The sequence below is a fragment of the Pedobacter nototheniae genome (assembly GCF_004335085.1).
GTDB lineage: Bacteria > Bacteroidota > Bacteroidia > Sphingobacteriales > Sphingobacteriaceae > Pedobacter > Pedobacter nototheniae.
In genome coordinates, this window is sequence record NZ_RQRS01000004.1 from 157,332 (window position 1) to 179,397 (window position 22,066).

Below are 22,066 nucleotides of genomic sequence, written 5' to 3' on the forward strand. Positions count from 1 at the left end.
ATATTTTGAAAAAAATCAGATTGATATCTTCATTAAAGTATTTTAATTGATGGAAATGTCGTTTTTGAAGTGTTTAATTACTCTTTTCCCAAAAATACCACTTCCAACTCGCACCATGGTGCTACCTTCTTCAATAGCAAGTTTATAATCGGCACTCATTCCACTCGAAATTTCTTTAAAAGAATCTTCCTTTCTGAAGAAACTAAGCTTTAAACCATCAAAAAATACTTTAAGCTCATTAAACTCAATGGCAATTTGCTTTTCGTTTTTAGTGTTTGTTGCAATTCCCATTATACCCACAATGCGAATATTTTTTAATTGCGCATATTCTTCAGATCGTAAAAGCTCGATTGCCTCATCAAAGCCTAGTCCAAATTTCGTGTCTTCATCAGCGATATATATTTGTAGTAAACAATCAATTACACGCTTATTTTTAAGGGCTTGCTTATCTATTTCCTGCAGCAATTTAATGCTATCAACACTATGAATTAACTTAACAAATGGGGCAATGTACTTTACCTTGTTGCTTTGCAAATGACCAATTAAATGCCATTCTATATCCGTAGGTAATTGGCCATGCTTTTCAACCATTTCCTGAACCTGGTTTTCGCCAAAAATACGTTGACCAGCATTGTAAGCTTCCTGTATAGACTCTACAGGTTGAGTTTTTGAAACTGCAATTAACTTGACTCCGTCAGACTCAACTTCGCTTTTATATTGTTTAAGATTATCAGCTATGCTCATTTATAACTATTTTTGGGTAAAATTAATAACCTTGCCGCAATTTGGGCAAAAAATAATGTTTTAATTCAAAGATGAGAAGATTAATATGGGTTTTAGGAGTTACATTTTTATGGATTGGCTGTAAGCCAGGCATGCCTAATGATGTGATTAAGCCTGATAAGATGGAGGAAATTTTATATGATATTCATGTTGCTGATGGTTACGTATCAACTATTTATGTAACCGACTCGGCAAAAAAAGTAGCTGCTTCTTTTTATAACGGTATTTATAAAAAATTTAATACAGATTCTGCCCAATACAGTAAAAGTATGGCTTATTATAATGCGCATACAGATGAGCTGGGGAAAATTTATGCCAACATTTCTAAAAAATTGGAGTTGCAAAAAAGTAAAATGCAAAAAATAGAATCTGAAAAAATATCTAAGTTAAGTGAAGCTGTACCTACTTTGGCTACGGATAAAGCTTTAAAGAAATTGAAAGCTGCAAGCAAAAAATTAAAGAAAGCAGATACCTCAAAAATTAAACCTGAGCCGGTTAAAGCACAATAATTATGTTATACCCCGAAAATTGTTTAGAGAGATTAGGTTTTGTAGAGGTTAGGCAATTGATCAGTAAGCATTGTTTAAGCCCAATGGGCCAGGCAATGGTGCAGAAAATGCAGGTGATGAATCGCTTTGATCAAATTGATAAATTTTTAAAACAAACCAACGAATTTAAAAGTATACTCCAAAACCAAGAGCCTTTACAGATTAATACTTTTTTTGATATAAAATCTTTAGTCGATAAGATTAGAGTAGAAGGCACATATTTATTAGAAGATGAATGGTTTCAGGTTTATACATCCCTGCAAACTGTATTTTCTGTTTTACGCTTTTTTGAAGAAAGGGCAGAAGTTTATCCAACATTAGAAGCCTTGTTTGAGCATTTACCTATCGAAAAAAATATCCTTCGTAAAATAGAGACCGTAATTGATCCAAAAGGTAAAATAAAGCCCAATGCATCAAAAGAGCTTCAAGAAATTACCTCTGCAATTGCAAAAACAGAGCAAGATGTACGCAAGCGAATGGATTCTATTTATAAGCAGGCTATTGCTAATAACTGGGTTGCCGATGGTAGTTTAACCATTCGTGACGGAAGAATGTGTATTCCTGTTTTGGCAGAAAACAAGCGTAAATTGAAAGGTTTTGTTCACGATGAATCTGCAACAGGACAAACCGTTTATATAGAACCTGAAGAAGTTTTTACATTAAATAATAAACTACGTGATTTAGAGTTTGACAAACGCCGTGAGATTATTAAAATTCTTATTGCCTTAACGGATGAACTTCGCCCATATTCGCCACTGCTTTTATCTTATCATGGTTTCCTTACTAAGCTGGATTTTGTAAGAGCAAAGGCTTTATTTGCTTTAGATATTGAGGCAGAAATGCCAGGACTTAAAAAAGAGCCTAAAACAAAGTTGATTAATGCAAGACATCCTTTATTGATGCTTTCATTTACGGCAGAGAAGAAAACCGTAACACCATTAAACATTCATATTGATGCAGAAACCAGGGTTGTATTGGTATCTGGACCGAATGCAGGGGGCAAATCCGTTTGTATGAAAACGGTTGGTTTGCTTCAAATTATGTTGCAAACAGGTTTACTTATTCCTGTTGATGCCAATAGTGAGGTTGGAATATTTGAAAACATCTTTGCTGATATTGGCGATGACCAATCCATCGAAAGCGATTTAAGTACCTACAGTGCGCATTTAAAAAAGATGCGTTATTTTGTTGAACATGCATCGCCTAAAACCATGGTTTTAATAGATGAGTTTGGTACCGGAACCGATCCTCAATTTGGAGGGCCAATGGCGGAGGCTGTTTTAGAAGTTTTAAATAACAAAAAAGTTCGTGGTGTAATTACCACTCACTACTCCAACTTAAAGCTTTTTGCGGGCAATACCGAAGGATTGGAAAACGCATCCATGTTGTTTGATAATACCAAAATGAAACCCCTTTATATTTTGGAAATGGGTAAACCTGGAAGTTCTTATGCTTTTGAAATTGCACAAAATATAGGCTTACCAAAAGAGGTGATTGAATTGGCTAAATTAAAAACAGGATCGAACCAAAACCGAATGGATACTTTGCTGGTAGATTTGGAACGTGAAAAGAAAACCATTTACGATACTAAAGTAAGTTTAGCGAACCAGCAAAATAAAGCCCGGAATTTGGTTGCCGAGAATGAAAAACTCAAGTCGTTTTTAGAAGAGAATAAAAAAATACTGATTAAGGAAGCTAAGCAAGAAGCGCAAAACATTATTAAAAATGCAAACAAGCTTGTTGAAAATACCATTGCGGAGATTAAGGAAAAACAGGCAGATAAGGTTGCAACTAAAGAACTTAGACAAAATTTGCAAAAGGAATTGGTTAAAAACGAAGTTAAAGTAGAAAAACCAAAACCACAGCCAGTAATTGTTGATGGTAAAATTGAGGTAAATGATTGGGTTAAGTTTAACGATAGCGAAACAACAGGACAGGTTTTGGAAATTAATCGTGATAACCTGGTGCTAGCCATTGGCGATTTACGCTCGGTAGTGAAAAAGAACAGGGTGCAGAAAATTAGTAATAAGCAAGCCAAAAAAGTTGTACAAAGCAACTCTTTTGCAGGCCGTATGAACGAAGCTGTGAGTGATTTTAGAGCAGAACTAGATTTGAGAGGTAAAAGAACTGAAGATGCACTGCATGAAGTAGAAAAATATCTTGATAGGGCAATTATGCTCGGCTTCCCTTCAATAAAACTTATTCATGGTAAGGGCGATGGTATTTTACGGAAAATGATTAGAGAATATTTAAGAAAATACAGTCAGGTAAACCGTATGGAAGATGAACACGCCGATAGAGGAGGGGATGGAATTACCTACGTTTATTTAAATTAATAAATTTATTTCTTAAAAGAAAAAGACCACAGAGGCATAAAAAAAATCCTTTGTGGTCTTTTTTTTGCTTCAACCGGCATCCATTAACCCATAATTTAGCGTTCCATAAATATTGCTCAAGGTTCCAAATAGGTAGCTTGGTGTTAATTATATATCCATTGACGTAATAAGACTATAATTTGGGGTTATTCAAACTATAATTTGGCATTTGGTAACCAACAATTTAATGTTTTGAACGTATAATTAATAGTGGTAAGGCTGAAGATATAGTTAAAGAACCAGAAGCGATCACTAAATTATATATCCAGCTATATATTTTTGGTCTCGTTAGGCTAAAATTATTAAGCCAACGTAGTAACTGCAGCTACTATATACCTAAAGGGCCAAACCAGCAACGAAAAGGTAAGAATAGAATGATTAGAATTTATAGATAAGAAAGATTATTTCTTCCTACCAGGGCATTTTTTGCAGCGCTTGCCTTCTTTATATTTTTTACAGCATTTTTTAAACTCAGCCGTACAACTAAAAATATAACCCATACCTTTCTGAAACTCAGGGTCGGTAGGTAAAATGAATATGTTTTGCTCTCTCTCGTTCAACATTGCATTGCAAAGATAGTTGTTATTTAGATTAATTACAATTAAATAGCTACTTCACAAAGTTTTAGTTAAATAATTAGGTCAAAAGGGCGGTTTTAGTAATGGCTTTTGTATTTTAGCAGCCTAACCAAAAATTCATAAAATGATAAATAAAGTTATATCTGGAGCAGAAGAAGCAATTAAAGATATACCTGACGGCGCTACAATCATGCTAGGTGGTTTTGGGCTTTGCGGTATTCCAGAAAATTGTATTAATGCTTTAGTAAGTAAGAATGTAAAAAACCTTACATGCATCTCTAACAATGCTGGTGTGGATGATTTTGGCATAGGATTGATGCTGAAACAACGCCAGGTAAAAAAGATGATTTCATCTTATGTAGGCGAAAATGCAGAATTTGAAAGGCAATTATTGAGTGGCGAATTGGAGGTAGATTTAATTCCGCAGGGAACCCTTGCTACCCGTTGTTTGGCGGCAGGTTATGGTATGCCAGCAATTTTTACACCAGCAGGAGTAGGTACTGAAGTTGCAGAGGGTAAAGAAGTGCGCAACTTTGATGGTAAGGATTATTTAATGGAGTATGCTTTTGATGCCGATTTTGCAATTGTAAAAGCGTGGAAAGGTGATACCGCCGGAAACCTGATCTTCCGATCTACCAGTCGTAATTTTAATCCAGTAATGGCAATGGCAGGAAAAATAACGATTGCCGAAGTAGAAGAATTGGTAGAAGCCGGAGAACTTGATCCCGATTATATCCATACACCAGGTATTTATGTTCATCGTATTTTTCAAGGAAAAGATTACGAAAAAAGAATAGAGCAGAGAACGGTAAGGAGAAAGGAATAAAAGAAGGAATTATTGAATTAGAGAGTGAGTAAATTATTGAATTATTGAGTGATAGAATGATTAAATTATAGAATAGGCAAGTTCCAAAAACATTCTCTCATTCAAAATTCGTTCATTCAAAATTAAATTATAGAATAAGCAAGTGCCAAAAACATTCTCTCATTCAAACTTCATTCATTCAAAAATTAAATTTATAACAACTTATTTATGTTTTCAAAAGAAGAGATCGCACAGCGAATCGCTAAAGAAATAAAAGATGGTTTTTACGTTAATCTCGGAATAGGTATTCCAACATTGGTTGCCAATTATATTCCCAAAGGAATTAACGTAGTATTACAATCAGAAAACGGCTTATTAGGCATGGGGCCTTTTCCTTTTGAAGGAGAAGAAGATGCCGATTTAATTAATGCAGGTAAACAAACTATCACAACTTTACCAGGTTCATCTATTTTTGATTCGGCCATGAGTTTTGGAATGATAAGAGCACAAAAAGTAGATTTGACTATTTTAGGTGCCATGGAAGTATCAGAACATGGTGATATTGCTAACTGGAAAATTCCTGGTAAAATGGTAAAAGGGATGGGTGGTGCAATGGATTTAGTAGCATCAGCCAAAAATATTATCGTAGCCATGCAGCACGTAAATAAAGCAGGAGAAAGTAAGTTGCTACCTAAATGTACACTACCCTTAACAGGCGTAAAGTGTATTAAAAAGATTGTAACAGAACTGGCTGTTTTAGATGTTTTGCCCGAAGGTGGTTTTAAACTTTTAGAAAGAGCACCAGGCGTAAGTGTCGATTTTATAAAGCAAGCTACCGCGGGCAGGTTGGTGGTAGAAGGCGAAATACCTGAAATGCGTTTAGATTAAAAAAACAAATAAAATAAAAAAGCAGAAGTTTTACTTCTGCTTTTTTTGTTAGAAAACATTTATAAAATGCTATGCTTTTAAAGGTAAAGCAGTTTTAGTTTTGGGCTTCTTTTTCTTCTTGCCCCACCAAATATAAAACCCGGTTATTGGAAGACTTGCGCAGATTAAACTACCTAGAAAATATAAAATTTTAGTCGTTAAGCCACCCACAGCGCCCACGTGGATAGCGTAATTTAGTTTTCTAACCTGATCGGGAAACTTAAGTTCGATTAAGCGCTTGTTTGAATTAGGCATTAATTCCAAGGTAAGAGGATCGAAGGTTAAATCTCTCCAAAAGCCATTAGTCATATCCGTACAGGCATAAATAGATTCGTCAGGCTTTTCTGGGAAATGAATAATCACATCGTTTTTATTGTACATCGCAATTTCGTTAACAACTTTATGCCAAATAATATCAGCAACTACAACCGCGGGTTTATTGGCAGGGCCAGATACCTCTACTTTGTTTCTTTTTCTTGGTCCACCTTCACCACCAGTTAACCAGTATACGCTTTTAGAAAACCATGAAAAACTCATACACAAGCCTGTAATTGCCATTAACAAGGCAATTAATAGGGAATAAAAACCTAAAACATTGTGTAAATCATAGTTAACACGTTTAAATTTTGCCTTCCATTTAATTTTGAAGCTTTGGTTTTTCCCTGCTTTGTTCCATTTTTTTGGCCACCAAAGTATAATTCCACTAATTAATAATAAGAAAAAAATGAAGGTAGACCAACCAACAACTTGTCTGCCTATTTTTCCAGGCATCCATAAATGACGGTGACCAGCATTAACAAATTCAAAAAACTTTGAGCCGTGAGCCATTGCAACAACTTCTGCCGTGTATGGATTTACATAAACATTAGAATCCATTTCATGTATACTGAAATGCGCTGTACGGTTTTCGCCATGGTACCAAACTGATTCTATTTCCCTACCTGGCAACGCTTTTTCTACGGCCTTATATAGTACAGATGGGGGTAAGATTTTAGCGCCCTCAGGTTTCTCGGCATGTAGCCAGGGTGAGGTAATGCTTTTTATTTCCTGTTCAAATACCAGGATACATCCTGTTATACTCAATATAACAACTATAATTCCTGATACCAAGCCAAGCCAGAGGTGTAGCCAGGCATTTATTTTTTTAAACATAACAGTTTTGTTGTTGATAAAAGATAATGCCCCAACAGCCAAAGGCATCAGGGGACATTATCGTAATTAGGGATGTGTTAATTTAAATCATAAAGTACAGGAGTGTTATCGCTACCGCCCTCAACTTTTAAACCTTTTTTAAGTGTATCGGCAATTGGATCGTATTCCCATACATAAATTGCATCTGCTTTAGGATCATTAACCGCAATGTAAGCCTTACCATTTTTTACAATAGCTGATCTTGAATTTAAAAGAGGAGGGAAATTTAATTTTTTAATTACTTGCTGTGTATTTACATCAACTACTAGATATTCCCACATTGAAGCATACCACCAATCATCTTTAGTTTTAACCTGGTTTGTAGCGTCTTTAGCATTGCATACAATCGCTTTGCCATTGCCTAAATAACACACACCAACTTGGTTATCATTATTTACTTTAGCAGATATGTTGAAGAAATATGTAGGATCTATGGTGTTTGAACCACCTTTAATTCTGAAAAAACCAGTTGGCATATTAGGTTTATTACCACCTAACATTGGTATTGGATATGTTAAAACGTATGTATCACCGTTTTCTGTAAACTGACTGAAATAACCATTTCTTACGCCACCAATTGGTGCCGAGCGAGAATCTTCACTTGTTACTTTAAAGTTTTCTAAAGTATTTATATCTGCTGATGCTAAGTAAGATTTGTCGTAATGCACTTTAGTAACTTCATTATATAAACCATAACCGATTAATAATTTATTGCCACTAGCAATTACATTAAATACTCTTCTGCTATGATCTGCAGGAATTGTAGATTTATCAAATTCGCCAGTTTTTACAAGTTTCATTGTACTGGTATTAACAATAGCGTATAAATTACTGCTGCGAGGACCAAACATCACCTGCTCACTATTTAACCATACGTGCCAGCCTAAATAAGGGCTTGGAAATGCACTGAAAGGAATTTCTGCAATAGTAGATAGCTTATTGTTTTCAAATTTAAATTTGCTAAACTTACCTTCATTTGGGTCTAAATGGTAAAAATAACGACCTTTTTGGATTATATTTTCTCCCCAGGTAAAGATATTTGAAACGTTAATTCCACTTCCTTTTGGAGAGATAGAACCTGATGTTAGTGATTTTGCATCTAAAAGATAATCAGCATCACCAACGGTAAATATTACGGCATAATCGGCATCTTTATTGGAAGTGCCTTCATCAGTACTGCCACTTTTTTTGCAGGAACTGAAACTAATCAGTACTAAGAATACCATTGCGGTGGCAATGAATTGATTTTTGATTGTTGTGAACATGTTAATATTGATTTTTAATTTAAATTATTGATAGCGTATCTGAATTTTATATAGAATGATCTTCCTGGCTTTTGAAGCTTAAAGTCATCGTAAGCAATTTCATTAGCCAAATTGCGGCCTTCAAGTGTAATGTTGTATTTGCCCGATTGAAGTGAATATGTAAGGGCAGCGTTATGAATAAACTGCGTAGGGATATAATCGTTAGTGGTTTTATCACCCAGTTTAGACCAGTTGACAGAATAATTTTGGATATATTGTGTAAACCAGTTGAATTGCAAGCGTGTACCTTTGCCAACTAAGCCATCCTTGCCGATGCTAAAATCGGCATTGCCATATAACCAGGGTTGATTAGGAACTCGACTTAAGTAGGTGATTTTCTCCCGAACAGTCCCCCTGGCAAACTGTTGCCTATCTACCGCATTTTGGTAGCTCACATTAACAAGTAAGTTAAAAAGTCTGTTGTAATCGTAGCGTACTTCACCTTCAAAACCATCAATTTTAATTCCTTCAACATTATAAAATTGAGAGAAATTACCATCACCACCGCCAGAAGGTGTAGAAACAATATAATCGTTAGCATCACGATAAAAGCCCGAAACCTCTGCATTGATTTGGTTTTTACCCCATCTGGTATTAAAGAAAAGACCTAAATTATAGTTGTTACTCTGTTCGGGTTTTAGATTTGGGTTTGCCAAAACGGTTTCTCTGTCGCCGTATAATTCAACCAAACCCGGCAAACGATAGGCATGTTCAAACGAAGCTTTAACGCCAAGCAATTCGATAATTTTATATCTGGAAGCTAGTCCATAGCCATAATAATTTTTACTTTCGGTACTCGCAACATTATCCTTTGAATTAACTTGTCCAACTAACCCAAAATACTTACCGAAAAGTGTATTAGTTAATTTGTTATCGAAAAAACTTTGTTGATAGCTTAAGCCTACAATATTTTTATTTAAACGATTAGATCGGTCGTAGGTATTATTGTAAGGATCAATTTCGTTATAACCCTCACGGTAAGCACTGTTAAAGTTATAGGTTAAATTTAGTAGATGATTTTCTTTCACGGTGTAACCTAAATTTACTTGTGCTAGTGCGTTATGACCTGTAAAGTGATTAATTGCTTTTTTCTCTCCAGATAATTCGCCGCCATTTCTAATGCTTCTGATAGAGCCATCCCATTGGTAATAGGCGCCACTGGTATCGGTAACAATAGTTTTGTTTGATGAGAAATTGGCAAATACGCTCGCGGATAAACCTTCTACAAATAAATTTTCTTTACGATAACGAATAGAAGGGATTAGATTATGCCCTTTACTGCTCATTTTTCCGATTACACGCTCTTGTGTAGCTCCAGTTTGGCGCTCCTTAAAATTGTTGGTATAGGTTAAGCCAACAACTAAAACATCAGCCCATTTTTTGTTGGCTACACCTGATTCTATTTGCGCCATGTAAGATTCAAAACCATCGTGGAAGCGTCTTAATTTATCTTTAGTTACAAATTCATTATTTTCTACAACCCTTAAAAGCGCATTTGCCTTCGGATTGTTATACATGTAATAATCATTGTCAGAAAAATTGTAATAAGCACTAACATTAGTGGTAATGCCACTATTTTTTCCTGTAAAGCTTCCAGCTAACGCTGCACGGTGGGTATTAAATGAGCCAAAACTATAACTTGCATCAAGCGATTTACCTTTATTTTTCTTCATGATGATGTTAACGGCGCCACCCAAAGCATCAGAGCCTAAAAAAGCAGGTACAACGCCTTTATAAACATCAATTCTTTCTGCTAAGTTGATAGGGATATTATTTAATGACATGCCACTGCCATAGGATTCCATCGGAATACCATCTATAAAAAATTTAATATGACTACCAGATAATCCGTTGATAGAGAAGTTGAAATCCGAGCCTAAACCACCTTGCTCTCTAATTTTTACACCAGAACTGCGACTAAGGATTTGATTAATATCGCTATTGGTATTTGCATATTGCTTGGTATCAATAGAGTTTACAGCAAAGCCAGATTCTTTAATTTTTCTGGATTGTGTTTTCCCGTTTACTGCGACTTCTTCGAGCTGTTTTAAGTCTTTTTGTAAAGAGAAATCAAGTGATATTCTTTGTCCTTCCTTAATTAGAATTTGTTTATTTATTTTAAGGTATCCGATATAAGATACTTCGATGGTATAGCTGCCTGGAATTATACTATTTAATTCGAAATAACCCGAATTGTTAGTCATGCCGGCAATTTGGGTATTCTTCAATTTAATCGAAGCGCCAATAATAGTTTCGTTTCCATCTTTAACATAGCCATAAATAGTTCCTTTGCGCTGAGCATAAGTTAATAGGGATAGGGAAATAAATAATAAAGTGAGTAGAGTTTTACGGTATAGCATTATTTTAGTATTGTGCATTTAATAGGGTAGTAGCACAACTTTGTTTTTACCGAAGGTGTAAACTCAAAAAATAAAGTATTAGCAAGGTAAAGGCATTCTGAAATTTTCGGGTTTTAAACTATAAACGCTTTACGATCAGATTGTTTATGGGGTTGTGCTTGCGCCAAACCAATGTTTTTTTATTATCCCTAATCTTAAAGAATAAAGTCACCGCGGCTAGCGGAAAAAATAATTGCACGAGAATTATAGAATTGCATTAAAACCATGTAAGACATTTAAGCTCATTTAAGGCTATCGTTTTTTGCGAACTGAGGCAAGGGGGCGTGAAGCAATAGATCATTAAATCATAATTATCTACTATTTGGTAAGATTGCTTCGTGCCTCACAAAGACGGTAACGAAATATTATGAACGTTTGCTTAGCAATACGCTTAGCACACTAACAAGTCCAAACCACTGTTTTTTAGTTAAGCTTTCAATCGGCATGGTCAATTATTCGGGAAGCAGAAGTAAAGCCTACCCACTGCCTTAAACAGAAAAATTGCGAGCCGGCAACTTTTGCCCAAAGAAGAGAAAGCCCCCGCGGCAGCGGAAAAGAAGAATTGTCTTGCCAGACGGGCTTTGTACCTTTTTCTTAACAAAAAGGTACCCAAAAGTCAAGGCTGGCATCCTTTCTTGCATAGCAGCATTATAATTCTGAGCGCAGTAATATGAGGCTTAGCCCAATTCGCAATCCCAACCCTCGCTGCATATTCCTTTGGTTATAAGTAAAACAAAGTAACTGCAAGAATTACAATGAGCTATCCTGCGAAATGCTGCTATGCCTGGGCGTAATCGGAAAGGGTTAGTAATTTAATTAAAGTTAGTTTAGCGATTGCCTATCCTCCTAACAAGTCCAAACCACTGTTTTTTAGTTAAGCTTTCAATCGGCATGGTCAATTATTCGGGAAGCACAATCTAATCCCACCCACCGCCTTACACAGAAAAATTGCGAGCCGACAATTTTTGGTTCTTTTTGTTGTCAAAAAGAATAAAGCCCTCGTGGCAGCGGAAAAAATAATTGCACGATAATTATAGAATTTCATTAAAACCATGTAAGACATTTAAGCTCATTTAAGGCTATCGTTTTTTGCGAACTGAGGCAAGGGGGCGTGAAGCAATAGATCATAAAATCATAATTATCTACTGTTGTGTAAGATTGCTACGTTTGATTAGCAATACGCCTAACTCACTAACAAGTCCAAAGCACTTTCTTCGTTCACCTCCCAATCGGCATGGTCAATTATTCGGGAAGCAGAAGTAAAGCCCACCCACTGCCTTAAACAGAAAAATTGCGAGCCGGCAACTTTGCTTCTTTGGTTGCCCAAAGAAGAGAAAGCCCCGCGGCAGCGTATAAAATAATTGCATTACAATCATAACATTTCATTAAAACCATGTAAGACATTTAAGCTCATTTAAGGCTATCGTTTTTTGCGAACTGAGGCAAGGGGGCGTGAAGGAATAGATCATAAAATCATAATTATCTACTAATGGGTAAGATTGCTTCGTGCCTCGCAAAGACGGTAACGAAATATTATGAACGTTTGTTTAGCAATACGCTTAGCACACTAACAAGTCCAAAGCACTTTCTTCGTTCACCTCCCAATCGGCATGGTCAATTATTCGGGAAGCATAAGCAAAGCCCACCCACTGCCTTACACAGCAAAATTGCAAGCCGGCAACTTTGCTTCTTTGGTTGTCCAAAGAAGAGAAAGCCCTCGTGGCAGCGTATAAAATAATTGCATTACAATCATAACATTTCATTAAAACCATGTAAGACATTTAAGCTCATTTAAGGCTATCGTTTTTTACGAACTGAGGCAAGGGGGCGTGAAGCAATAGATCATAAAATCATAATTATCTACTATTGGGTAAGATTGCTTCGTGCCTCGCAAAGACGGTAACGAAATATTATAAACGTTTGCTTAGCAATACGCTTAGCACACAAACAAATCCAAACCACTGTTTTTTAGTTAAGCCTTAAATCGGCATGGTCAATTATTCGGGAAGCACAATCTAATCCCACCCACCGCCTTACATAGAAAAATTGCGAGCCGGCAACTTTGCTTCTTTGGTTGCCCAAAGAAAAGAAGTCCTCGCGGCAGCGGAAAAATAAATAAATATAAAAGCACATATTCAACAGTATAAGTTAAATATGGGCTGTATTTTGAACTGTAAAAAGTCCTATTTATCAACCAAAATAGTATTCCTTAATTCTACGGAAATATCTTCAGTTACGCTAATAATTTCATCTGGCTCATTAGTATTATTCATAATCACGCGATTACAACTATCTTTATAAGGCAGCAAATACTCTTTATAGGCAGGTAATACATGATTATTCCATTTGTATAAAACATCCTCTTCGGGATAACCACGCTCTAAGCCATCACGTTTTATGCGTCGATCTAAAGCTACCTGTTCATCTGCATCAACAAAAATTTGATGATCAAGTAAGGCAGCGATCTCTTTAAAGTGAAGAATAAAAAGACCTTCAACAATGATGATTGGAGCAGATTTAATTTCTAATATTTTAACAACTGCCAATGGATTATTGAAGTTGTATTCCTTTTTATAAACAACCTCACCATTTATCAATTGCTTAATATCTCTTAAAAACTGATCGCTATCGATGGTAGACGGAAGATCAAAATTATACAGCTTATTTTCTTCCTGGGTCATTTCGCCGGCTGGGATGTAATAATCATCCTGTGATACCAACGTAACTTCATCCTGTTTAAAATGATGGAGAAAACAATTTAGAAAAAACGTTTTGCCAGATCCACTGCCACCGGCAATACCAATTATAAACGGCTTTTTATTTAAACTCATTGAGGGCTATACATTATATTGCAAAAAAATCTCTTATCTAAAGCACCCAAAGAATCGGCTACAGCTTTAGTGGTTACAATTATAACATCTTTTGTGGATTCGTTCTCTGTAAATTTACCAACAACCTTTGCGTAGGTAGTACGATTGGTCATTGGATTGGTGATTTTAATTACCTTGCCAATTGGGGCAGTTCGGTGTAAAACCAACATTTTAGATGCATCAAGGTCTGTATCAGAAATCCAAACCGCTGTACCTTTTTCCTCCACTTGATTTAAACCATAAACACTAGGATCGCGACGTAATTTTGGATCTCTAACTGAAGTACTATCTGGGTTACTCTCCTGATCTTGCTTAGAAAGATCATTTACAGATTTTGGTTCTGGTGGTTTCGGAATAACTAATTTCTGACCTAAAGCAAGGGAATTATCATTTAGTTTATTTGCCGTTCTAATTTGATAAGCAGTTAAATTATACTTTTTAGCAATACTGAAAATCGTTTCACCATGAACTACGGTATGAATAAAACTTTCTTCTTTAGAAACTGCGGCTACTTCTTTTACTTTTTCAGCAGGCTTTTCTTTAACTTCAACAGCCTTCTCTTTAGGAACTTCAATAGCAATGTTTGATGATAATTTTAAAACTTGACCAACGGTAAGTGTATTATCGGGCAAATTGTTAAGCGTTCTAATCTGGTAAGCCGTTATACCATATTGTTGCGCAATAGAGAAAATTGTTTCACCTTGTTTAACGGTATAAGTGCCATTTGCTTCTTTAGGTTTAACCTCTTCTCCAGCTTTTTCGGTAGTAGCGTTATTTACAATCTGGCTTTGATCAATGTTTTTAGTCGCCGGAATTTTTAACTTCTGACCAATACGTAAGTTATTATTGCTTAGGTTGTTGGCTTTTTTAATTTCTTCTACAGTTGTGCCGAATTTATCTGCAATTCTACCCAAAAACTCCTTAGGATGAACCTCATATTCAATCATGCTAGGCGTATCAGTAGATGGAGTTTCTTTTGTACTTTTCTCTACAACAGGAGGAGTTACCTGACGATGGGTTTCCACCACTGGAACATTATTTGTGCCTTTAACAGGGATTTTTAAAACTTGCCCTATTTTTAAGTTGCTGGATTGTAGGTTGTTTAATGCTTTAAGTTCATTTATCGTAGTGCCATACTTTTCAGCAAGCATATTAAGATTGTCTTTAGCTACAACAATATGTTCAGTTACGTTAGCCGTATTTTGTGGTGGGCCAGCAGCGTTATTATTTGAAGGATTATTTCCTCCAACGTTGAATGGAATATTAGTAGGAACTTTAATAATTATACCCACCTGAAGATATTTGTTTTCGTTGTAAGCCATAATTTCTTTAGGCGAAACGTTGTACCTTCTTCCGATAGAATAATAGGTGTCTTTGGCTACTGTTTGATGAATGATAAGCTTTTTGCCGTTGTTGTTCTCTACACCTATAGAGTCTATTACTGTGTTTGCCTTAGCATTTGCTGCATTTAGAGCAAGCAACAACACAGCAGATAAATATATTTTATGCATTTATTTCTATATAAATTTTTCTAAACAAGGGGAGCAATTATACGAATAATATTATAAACCATTTTTATGCAAAGGTATCGTATTTGTGTCGAAATTTAAGTCTGTTATATGAGTTAAACTATAATTGTATCATAAACAAATACTTGCCTTAATCGAGTTATTGTATAATTACAAATTATAAACGAACATATAATTAACGTATTGTTTGAAATAGAATTTAGGATCAAAACTTTTATGTTTTTGAGTTGTTACGCTATCAAACAAAATTAAAAATACAATATTATGGACGCTAAGGAAATAAGCTTAAACGAAAAGGAAGTTAAACCTGTTGTAGATTTATTAAACGATTATCTTGCCAATTATCACATTCATTACCAAAAATTAAGAGGATGCCATTGGAATATTAAGGGGCAAAACTTTTTTACTTTACATATAAAATTTGAAGAGTTATATACCAATGCACAATTAACAATTGATGAAATTGCTGAGCGTGTTTTAACACTAGGAAAACCGCCTCATAGCCGTTTTGCTGATTATATAAAAGAATCTGAAATTAAAGAAATCAATACTATTGGCTTAAATGATTTAAGTATGGTTGATGCAGTTTTAGAAGATATGGCAAAGTTGATTGAACTGGAGCGCAATTTATTGGAAGCATCTGATGAGGCTGGCGATGACGGTACTAATGATATGGTGAATCGCTTTATGCAGTTTAAAGAAAAAAACACCTGGATGTTACGTTCATTCGCAGGTAAAAAATAGAATTAACATATTTAATCTATATATAAATTCCTTTGTTGGTATAATCCAGCAGAGGAATTTTTTGTATAGAAACAACTTATAACCTTACAATTTCCCAATCAACTTCCCACGGTAACTCTGTATATTTGCCACATGGCGTACAAAAGTTTAGCAGAATGCGTAAATGATCTCGAAAAACATGGTCATTTGATAAGAATTAAAGAAGAAGTAGATCCTTACCTTGAAATGGCAGCCATCCATTTAAGGGTTTTTGAAAATAACGGACCTGCTTTGCTTTTTGAAAACGTAAAGGGAAGCCCGTTTCCGGCGGTTTCCAATCTTTTTGGCACATTAGAAAGATCTAAATTTATTTTCAGGGATACCTTACCTAAAGTGCAACAATTGGTTTCTTTACGGTCTGATCCAATAAAAGCATTAAAAAATCCTTTTAAATATGCAGGATCGGCAATGTCAGCAATTTCCGCGCTACCAATGAAAACCCCTTCGGCTAAAAATAAATTCTTAAAAACCAGTATTAGTAAACTCCCACAAATTGTAAATTGGGCTATGGATGGTGGCCCTTTTGTTACCATGCCTCAGGTATATACAGAAGATGTAGATAAACCTGGCGTATTAAACGCCAATTTGGGTATGTATCGCATCCAGCTAGGTGGAAATGATTACATTCAGGATAAAGAAATAGGCTTGCATTATCAAATACATAGAGGGATTGGTGTACATCAATCTAAAGCCAATGCACTAGGCTTGCCTTTAAAAGTTAGTGTTTTTGTGGGCGGACCACCGTCACATCCATTAGCAGCAGTTATGCCTTTACCAGAAGGATTATCAGAAATGACTTTTGCGGGTGCCTTAGGAAACAGAAGATTCCGGTATTTTTATGATGATGAAGGTTTTTGTATTTCTGCAGATGCTGATTTTATTATTACCGGCACCGTTTATCCAGGAGAAAATAAACCCGAAGGGCCTTTTGGAGATCATTTAGGCTATTATAGTTTAACGCATCCATTTCCTTTAATGAAAGTGCATAACGTTTACCATAAAAAGGATGCCATTTGGTCTTTCACAGTTGTAGGGCGCCCACCACAAGAAGATACCAGTTTTGGAGCACTTATACACGAAATTACAGGATCAGCGATTCCACAAGAAATACATGGCTTAAAAGAAGTAAATGCAGTTGATGCCGCCGGAGTACATCCATTGTTGTTTGCTATTGGTAGTGAGCGTTATACGCCATATTTGAATGAAAGAAAACCTCAGGAAATATTAACTATAGCCAATCACATTTTAGGGAAAAATCAACTGAGCTTAGCTAAATACCTATTAATTGCAGCTAAAGAAGATGACCAAAATTTAAATACTCATAATATTGAAGCATTTTTAAAGCACATTTTAGAAAGAATTGATTTAAAAACCGATTTACATTTTTATACCAATACAACAATTGATACGCTGGATTATAGTGGATCGGGATTAAACAGCGGTTCAAAGTTGGTAATTGCAGCCGCAGGTAATAAAAAAAGAACATTAGTTACGCAAGTACCAACCGATTTGAATTTACCAGATCATTTTACAAACCCAAGTTTAGCCATACCAGGTGTATTAACTTTGACTGGGAAACCTTATCAGAATGAAGTGATCACTAAATCGGAAATGGAAGAATTGAACGGGGCTTTAAAAGATCAGGATTTAACAGGCATACCTTTAATTGTACTTTGTGATGATGCCAAATTTACCGCAGAAAATATAAATAATCTGGTTTGGGTTACTTTTACCCGTAGTAATCCGGCTGCAGATATTTTTGGTATCAATGAATTTACAATTAATAAACATTGGGGTTGTAATGGACCAATGATTATCGACGCCCGTAAAAAGCCGCATCATGCACCAGAACTTATTAAAGATGCTGAAATAGAAAAGAAAATAGATGCTTTAAAAGGTAAGGTTGACTGGTATAAATAATGATTAAGTTGAAAATCTGATTTTATTTTTATAATTTTTAGGCATATAATCCTAGTTATATGCCTCTAAAATTCATATCTGTTTGCTTTTTACTCTTCATATGTTTGTGGAGTGAAGCCAAAGCACAAGAAGAAAAGCTTGATAGCATTAGTGCTAATCTTTATAATTATGGCTTAGCGCATAATAATTCAAAGCTTTTTATCCATTTTGATAAAAATGTTTATGCAAATAATGATCGAGTTTGGTTTACTGGATATTTGCTAAACACCGTAACTGATTTAACGCAATACAATACGCTTTACTTATCAGTAGTTAATAATCAGGATAATACAGTGGTTTTACAACAAAAATTTCTTATTTCTGATGGATTTTGCTTTGGAGGATTTACGCTTCCTGATTCTTTAATAAGCAGTGATTATAGTTTTGTGGCCAATACAAATCTCAAAATAAATGGAAAACCTGATGGAGAGTTCATACAACCAATTACCATAAAATCCACAACTGTAAATCCTTTAATTGCTAACCTATCTATATTTAAGGAGTACGATAATCAAACCAAAAATGGAACAGCCTTATTCAAGGCAATATCTAGCGACAATCGTTTTGTGCCCAATGCGGATGTTAAATATACAATTGGTAGAAAAGATCAAATCCTGCAAAGAGGTGCCGCTAAAAGTAGTGTTATAGGCGAAATAATGATAGATTATCCTGCTGATAAAATCAATAATGAAAATAATCTGTTATCGGTATTTGTTAAAAAAGGAAATCAAACGAGATATATTAAAATGGATTTGCCGGTTCAAAAAAGCAAAAAATATACCGTTCAATTTTATCCCGAGGGCGGAAATTTAATAGATGGACTTTGGTGCAAAGTGGGTTTTGAAATTAAGGATGAGGAGGGGAGCGCAATTATGGGGAGAGCTGTATTGTTTGAAAATAAAACGGTAAAAGATACACTTAAAACTAATTCAAGCGGGATAGGCTCTTTTCTAATTAAGCCAATTTTAAATCATTCCTATTCCGTGAAACTACTTAGGGAAGATAAAGAAGATGCCATTTATGATTTACCTGCAAGTTTACCTACCGGAATGGCTGTACGCGTTGTTAATGCTATTGTTGGAAACGAGTTGGTTGTAAAACTTGAAAGCACAAGTAATACAAAAGTACATGTGTTATTGCATAATTTCAGTGAGATTTACTCGCAAACTTCACTTGATTTATCCGCTAAAAACATTCAAAGTGTTCGTTTTAAACTAGATTCTATTCCACTAGGTTTACAAACAATAACAATTTTGGATAACTCTTTTAAGCCAGTTGCAGAAAGAATTTTCTTTGCTCACCACGATCAGATTAATCGTATGGAAATTAAAACAGATCAAGAAGAATATCATGTAAGGGAAAAAATAGATTTAAAATTAAAAATTATTGGAAATAACGACAAAACTATTTCGGGCATTGTTTCAGTTGCTTGCGTACAAGCTAATAGGTTTGCTTTAAAGAATCAACTCAATATTATCGATTATGCTTATTTGCATTATAATTTAGGAATGCTTCCGAGTGCTACACAACACTTAAAATACTTAGATAAAGATTACCTTGAATCGGTTTTGTTGGTTAAAGGTTGGAGAAAATATGTGTGGCCTAAAGAAAATCAAAGTATAGCCAGCTTAAATATTGCCATATCTAATTATGATATTTCTGGATCAATACTTAAAAATAAAAAGCCTTTAAACACTCCAATGGAACTTAATGTGTTTGCTAACAAAAACATACTTACCTTAAATACAGATAGCACTGGGCATTTTAAAATCCCTTTTTCGCATATATTAACAGATGATTATAAGAAAGCATGGTTAAACCTGGCCGACAAAAATTATCAACTTTATAATGTTAAAATTAACGAACCGCTTGATGAAATAAAAAAATATGTTGTTTCTCAAACCTACTACCCAATTTTAAATAAAATGGGAGTTTTGAATAATAACGAAAATATTATTTCAGGAGGTGGAATTACCCTTAAGGAGGTTGTAGTGGCTGTTAAAAAAAATGATGAAGTAATAGAATTCCAGCGAAATGGTTATGCTAATAAGTGTGGCGATTATGTGTGCAAGTACAACATTTTTAACTGTGAAAATCATTTAAGTGATAATGGAAATACGCAGCCAGTAAAAGGTAAAACATATAATCGTAGTGGTGGTTTAGGAACAATTTTTTATACAGGTTGTTCGGTGCAAGAAATCCCTCCAAATATTACCCTTTTAAGGTCGATCAACCTTCCTAAAGAATTTTATGTTGCTGATATAACCAACAAAAATGAGCCTATAAATTTCCCAACGGTTTATTGGAATTATCAGTTTGCGATAGGTAATCAAGAAACACCTCTTTCATTTAATACAGGAGATCTTACAGGTAATTTTAAAATAATTATTCAAGGGATAACAGAAAATGGAGTTGTTTATGGTGAAAAGGAAATTGTAATTAAAAACCCATAAAAAAAGGCATCCAGTTTCTGGATGCCTTTTTTTTATGGGTTCATTCTTATTAAAATCTTACTCCTAAAGTTAAATAAACTGCATTTGTAATATTTTTAACGGAAGCAGTTGGAGCTGCTAAACCAACAAGATCGTAAGCTTTGTAGTAAGAATTGTATTTACTGTTTACGTAAGTAGCATCAGCATAAAAATTATCTTTCCGATAACCTAAACCACCACTAATGCTCTTTTTCTGATAAGCATCGTTTGATTTATCTTCGTAAGGATTACCTACTTGACTGTAACCTGCTCTTAAAGAAAAATTATCGTTTAATCTTCCTTCTGCACCAACTCTAATATTAAAAGCATCACGATAAAGATCTTGAATATCTTTATTGTTAGCCGCAATCACGCTAGCATCATTCACGGCATCACTGCTTAATTTAATGTCTTTATAGTTAATATAATCAGCATCAAAAGTAAGGAAACCAAGGTTGTTAGCAAATAGAGCAATACCAGCAGTTATTTTTCCTGGTGTACGAAGATTGAATTCAGAATTGTATGGATCGATCTGCACATTATAAGCATTTTTATAATTAACCAAATTTTGGAAATAACTATCCTGAATGTTATACCAGGTTGGTGTATTATAGGAAGCACCAATTCTAACAACGCTATTAATTTTGTAAATTAACCCTAATTTAGCATTAAACCCATTGCCTTTTGTTTGCGTACTTTCGGTAAAGTCCATGTTATATAAATCTGATCCAAGAGATCCAGATTCATTAAATACTCTATCTGAATTAAGCTTTAATGATGTGAACGATAACGTAGCTCCAAAATAAAGCTTGTTAGAATAATTACTACCAAAACCTACATTAAATTCTGATTGGTAACCTGTTCTGGTTTCTGTATTTGCTTGCTTATTACCTAAAGCAGTTGCAGGAGCCCAGGCGCCATTTGTACCATTATAATTAATCAGATAATTTTCAAAAGCAGTATAAGGAAGGTCGTAACCACCAGAGTAGTTATTATATCCTGCTTTAAGTTGATCTGGAGTAGGAGGAGGGGAGCTTAACTGATTTGCCTGATCTGCAAAAAAATCAGCTATTGAACTCTTGTTATTTGTACCACCAAAAACAATTTTATTATTAAAATCATTTGTTTTGTTGTAGCCGATACCAAAGTTAAAGCTTAATATTCCTTCAGATGTGTTTGAACCTTTTTGCTTTACAGTTGGAGAATAAAAAACACCGCCAAACTGACTTATTCCTAATTGACTTTTGTTTCCATTTCTGGTTTCACCTAAATAAGTTCCATCGTTTCCATAAGAGCCATAATATGGTGTAAAACTAATTTCAGATCTAGTAAATAAGCCTAAACCTGCAGGGTTACCGCTTAATGAACTAATATCTCCACCAACAGCGGTTTGAGCGCCACCTAAAGCCTTAAACCTTGCCGAAGTTGTGTTATCCGTTTGCGAATACCTCAAGGCATCGGTTACATATTGTGCATAGCTAATTTGAGAGCACGCTAAAAGGCATGCTACACCTAATAAATATTTAATTTTCATAATTCTTTGT

At 34.9% G+C, this 22,066-nt stretch carries 14 protein-coding genes; 7 read left to right on the forward strand and 7 right to left on the reverse strand.

Features of this window, described 5'->3' with window-relative positions; all coding sequences use genetic code 11:
• Positions 1–42 precede the first annotated feature (42 nt).
• Positions 43–744: a YggS family pyridoxal phosphate-dependent enzyme gene (locus EHC72_RS05565; RefSeq protein WP_131536680.1), complete on the reverse strand. Its 702-nt coding sequence runs from the start codon at positions 742–744 to the stop codon at positions 43–45.
• Positions 745–815: 71 nt separating this feature from the next.
• Between EHC72_RS05565 and EHC72_RS05570 the strand changes: the two genes are divergently transcribed.
• The 4 genes from EHC72_RS05570 to EHC72_RS05585 all read left to right on the forward strand — a co-directional run bounded on the left by EHC72_RS05570 (position 816) and on the right by EHC72_RS05585 (position 5,977).
• On the forward strand, positions 816–1,292 hold the full coding sequence (locus tag EHC72_RS05570; RefSeq protein WP_131536681.1) for a DUF4296 domain-containing protein: 477 nt from the start codon (positions 816–818) through the stop codon (positions 1,290–1,292).
• A 2-nt stretch (positions 1,293–1,294) separates the two neighbouring features.
• A complete protein-coding gene (locus tag EHC72_RS05575) occupies positions 1,295–3,667 on the forward strand; it encodes an endonuclease MutS2 (RefSeq protein ID WP_131536682.1) in 2,373 nt (790 codons plus the stop codon).
• 741 nt (positions 3,668–4,408) lie between these two features.
• The gene (locus tag EHC72_RS05580) at positions 4,409–5,110 is read left to right on the forward strand and encodes a CoA transferase subunit A (protein WP_131536683.1); all 702 of its coding nucleotides are present in this window, start codon (positions 4,409–4,411) and stop codon (positions 5,108–5,110) included.
• 207 nt (positions 5,111–5,317) lie between these two features.
• Entirely contained in the window at positions 5,318–5,977 is a 660-nt protein-coding gene (locus EHC72_RS05585; protein ID WP_131536684.1) for a CoA transferase subunit B, read from the forward strand.
• Between the two features lie 69 nt (positions 5,978–6,046).
• Here EHC72_RS05585 and EHC72_RS05590 read toward each other — a convergent pair whose 3' ends face one another.
• The 5 genes from EHC72_RS05590 to EHC72_RS05610 form a co-directional block, all read right to left on the reverse strand.
• On the reverse strand, positions 6,047–7,168 hold the full coding sequence (locus EHC72_RS05590) for a PepSY-associated TM helix domain-containing protein (RefSeq protein ID WP_131536685.1): 1,122 nt from the start codon (positions 7,166–7,168) through the stop codon (positions 6,047–6,049).
• Positions 7,169–7,245: 77 nt separating this feature from the next.
• Positions 7,246–8,472, reverse strand: coding sequence for a DUF4374 domain-containing protein (locus EHC72_RS05595; protein ID WP_131536686.1), 1,227 nt, complete (start codon positions 8,470–8,472; stop codon positions 7,246–7,248).
• A 14-nt stretch (positions 8,473–8,486) separates the two neighbouring features.
• The gene (locus EHC72_RS05600; RefSeq protein WP_131536687.1) at positions 8,487–10,871 is read right to left on the reverse strand and encodes a TonB-dependent receptor; all 2,385 of its coding nucleotides are present in this window, start codon (positions 10,869–10,871) and stop codon (positions 8,487–8,489) included.
• A 2,222-nt stretch (positions 10,872–13,093) separates the two neighbouring features.
• Entirely contained in the window at positions 13,094–13,741 is a 648-nt protein-coding gene (locus EHC72_RS05605; protein WP_131536688.1) for a uridine kinase family protein, read from the reverse strand.
• Positions 13,738–15,291 carry a muramidase family protein gene (locus EHC72_RS05610; protein WP_131536689.1) on the reverse strand — a complete coding sequence of 518 codons (1,554 nt, stop codon included), beginning with the start codon at positions 15,289–15,291 and terminating at the stop codon, positions 13,738–13,740. Before EHC72_RS05610 ends, EHC72_RS05605 begins: the two co-directional genes overlap by 4 nt.
• Before the next feature lie 282 nt (positions 15,292–15,573).
• On the opposite strand from EHC72_RS05610, the gene EHC72_RS05615 reads away from it, so the two are divergent.
• The 3 genes from EHC72_RS05615 (at position 15,574) to EHC72_RS05625 (ending at position 20,504) form a co-directional block, all read left to right on the forward strand.
• Positions 15,574–16,053 carry a Dps family protein gene (locus EHC72_RS05615; RefSeq protein ID WP_131536690.1) on the forward strand — a complete coding sequence of 160 codons (480 nt, stop codon included), beginning with the start codon at positions 15,574–15,576 and terminating at the stop codon, positions 16,051–16,053.
• Positions 16,054–16,185: 132 nt separating this feature from the next.
• Positions 16,186–18,012, forward strand: coding sequence for a UbiD family decarboxylase (locus tag EHC72_RS05620; RefSeq protein WP_131536691.1), 1,827 nt, complete (start codon positions 16,186–16,188; stop codon positions 18,010–18,012).
• Between the two features lie 59 nt (positions 18,013–18,071).
• Positions 18,072–20,504, forward strand: coding sequence for a hypothetical protein (locus tag EHC72_RS05625; protein ID WP_131536692.1), 2,433 nt, complete (start codon positions 18,072–18,074; stop codon positions 20,502–20,504).
• Positions 20,505–20,553: 49 nt separating this feature from the next.
• Here EHC72_RS05625 and EHC72_RS05630 read toward each other — a convergent pair whose 3' ends face one another.
• Positions 20,554–22,056, reverse strand: a complete 1,503-nt coding sequence (locus EHC72_RS05630; RefSeq protein ID WP_131536693.1) for an OmpP1/FadL family transporter — start codon at positions 22,054–22,056, stop codon at positions 20,554–20,556.
• Positions 22,057–22,066 lie beyond the last annotated feature (10 nt).

Bases quoted from the DNA above. Each gene is read 5' to 3' on its own strand.
- EHC72_RS05565 (WP_131536680.1), bottom strand. From the start codon at position 744: ATGAGCATAGCTGATAATCTTAAACAATATAAAAGCGAAGTTGAGTCT.
- EHC72_RS05570 (WP_131536681.1), top strand. From the start codon at position 816: ATGAGAAGATTAATATGGGTTTTAGGAGTTACATTTTTATGGATTGGC.
- EHC72_RS05575 (WP_131536682.1), top strand. From the start codon at position 1,295: ATGTTATACCCCGAAAATTGTTTAGAGAGATTAGGTTTTGTAGAGGTT.
- EHC72_RS05580 (WP_131536683.1), top strand. From the start codon at position 4,409: ATGATAAATAAAGTTATATCTGGAGCAGAAGAAGCAATTAAAGATATA.
- EHC72_RS05585 (WP_131536684.1), top strand. From the start codon at position 5,318: ATGTTTTCAAAAGAAGAGATCGCACAGCGAATCGCTAAAGAAATAAAA.
- EHC72_RS05590 (WP_131536685.1), bottom strand. From the start codon at position 7,168: ATGTTTAAAAAAATAAATGCCTGGCTACACCTCTGGCTTGGCTTGGTA.
- EHC72_RS05595 (WP_131536686.1), bottom strand. From the start codon at position 8,472: ATGTTCACAACAATCAAAAATCAATTCATTGCCACCGCAATGGTATTC.
- EHC72_RS05600 (WP_131536687.1), bottom strand. From the start codon at position 10,871: ATGCTATACCGTAAAACTCTACTCACTTTATTATTTATTTCCCTATCC.
- EHC72_RS05605 (WP_131536688.1), bottom strand. From the start codon at position 13,741: ATGAGTTTAAATAAAAAGCCGTTTATAATTGGTATTGCCGGTGGCAGT.
- EHC72_RS05610 (WP_131536689.1), bottom strand. From the start codon at position 15,291: ATGCATAAAATATATTTATCTGCTGTGTTGTTGCTTGCTCTAAATGCA.
- EHC72_RS05615 (WP_131536690.1), top strand. From the start codon at position 15,574: ATGGACGCTAAGGAAATAAGCTTAAACGAAAAGGAAGTTAAACCTGTT.
- EHC72_RS05620 (WP_131536691.1), top strand. From the start codon at position 16,186: ATGGCGTACAAAAGTTTAGCAGAATGCGTAAATGATCTCGAAAAACAT.
- EHC72_RS05625 (WP_131536692.1), top strand. From the start codon at position 18,072: ATGCCTCTAAAATTCATATCTGTTTGCTTTTTACTCTTCATATGTTTG.
- EHC72_RS05630 (WP_131536693.1), bottom strand. From the start codon at position 22,056: ATGAAAATTAAATATTTATTAGGTGTAGCATGCCTTTTAGCGTGCTCT.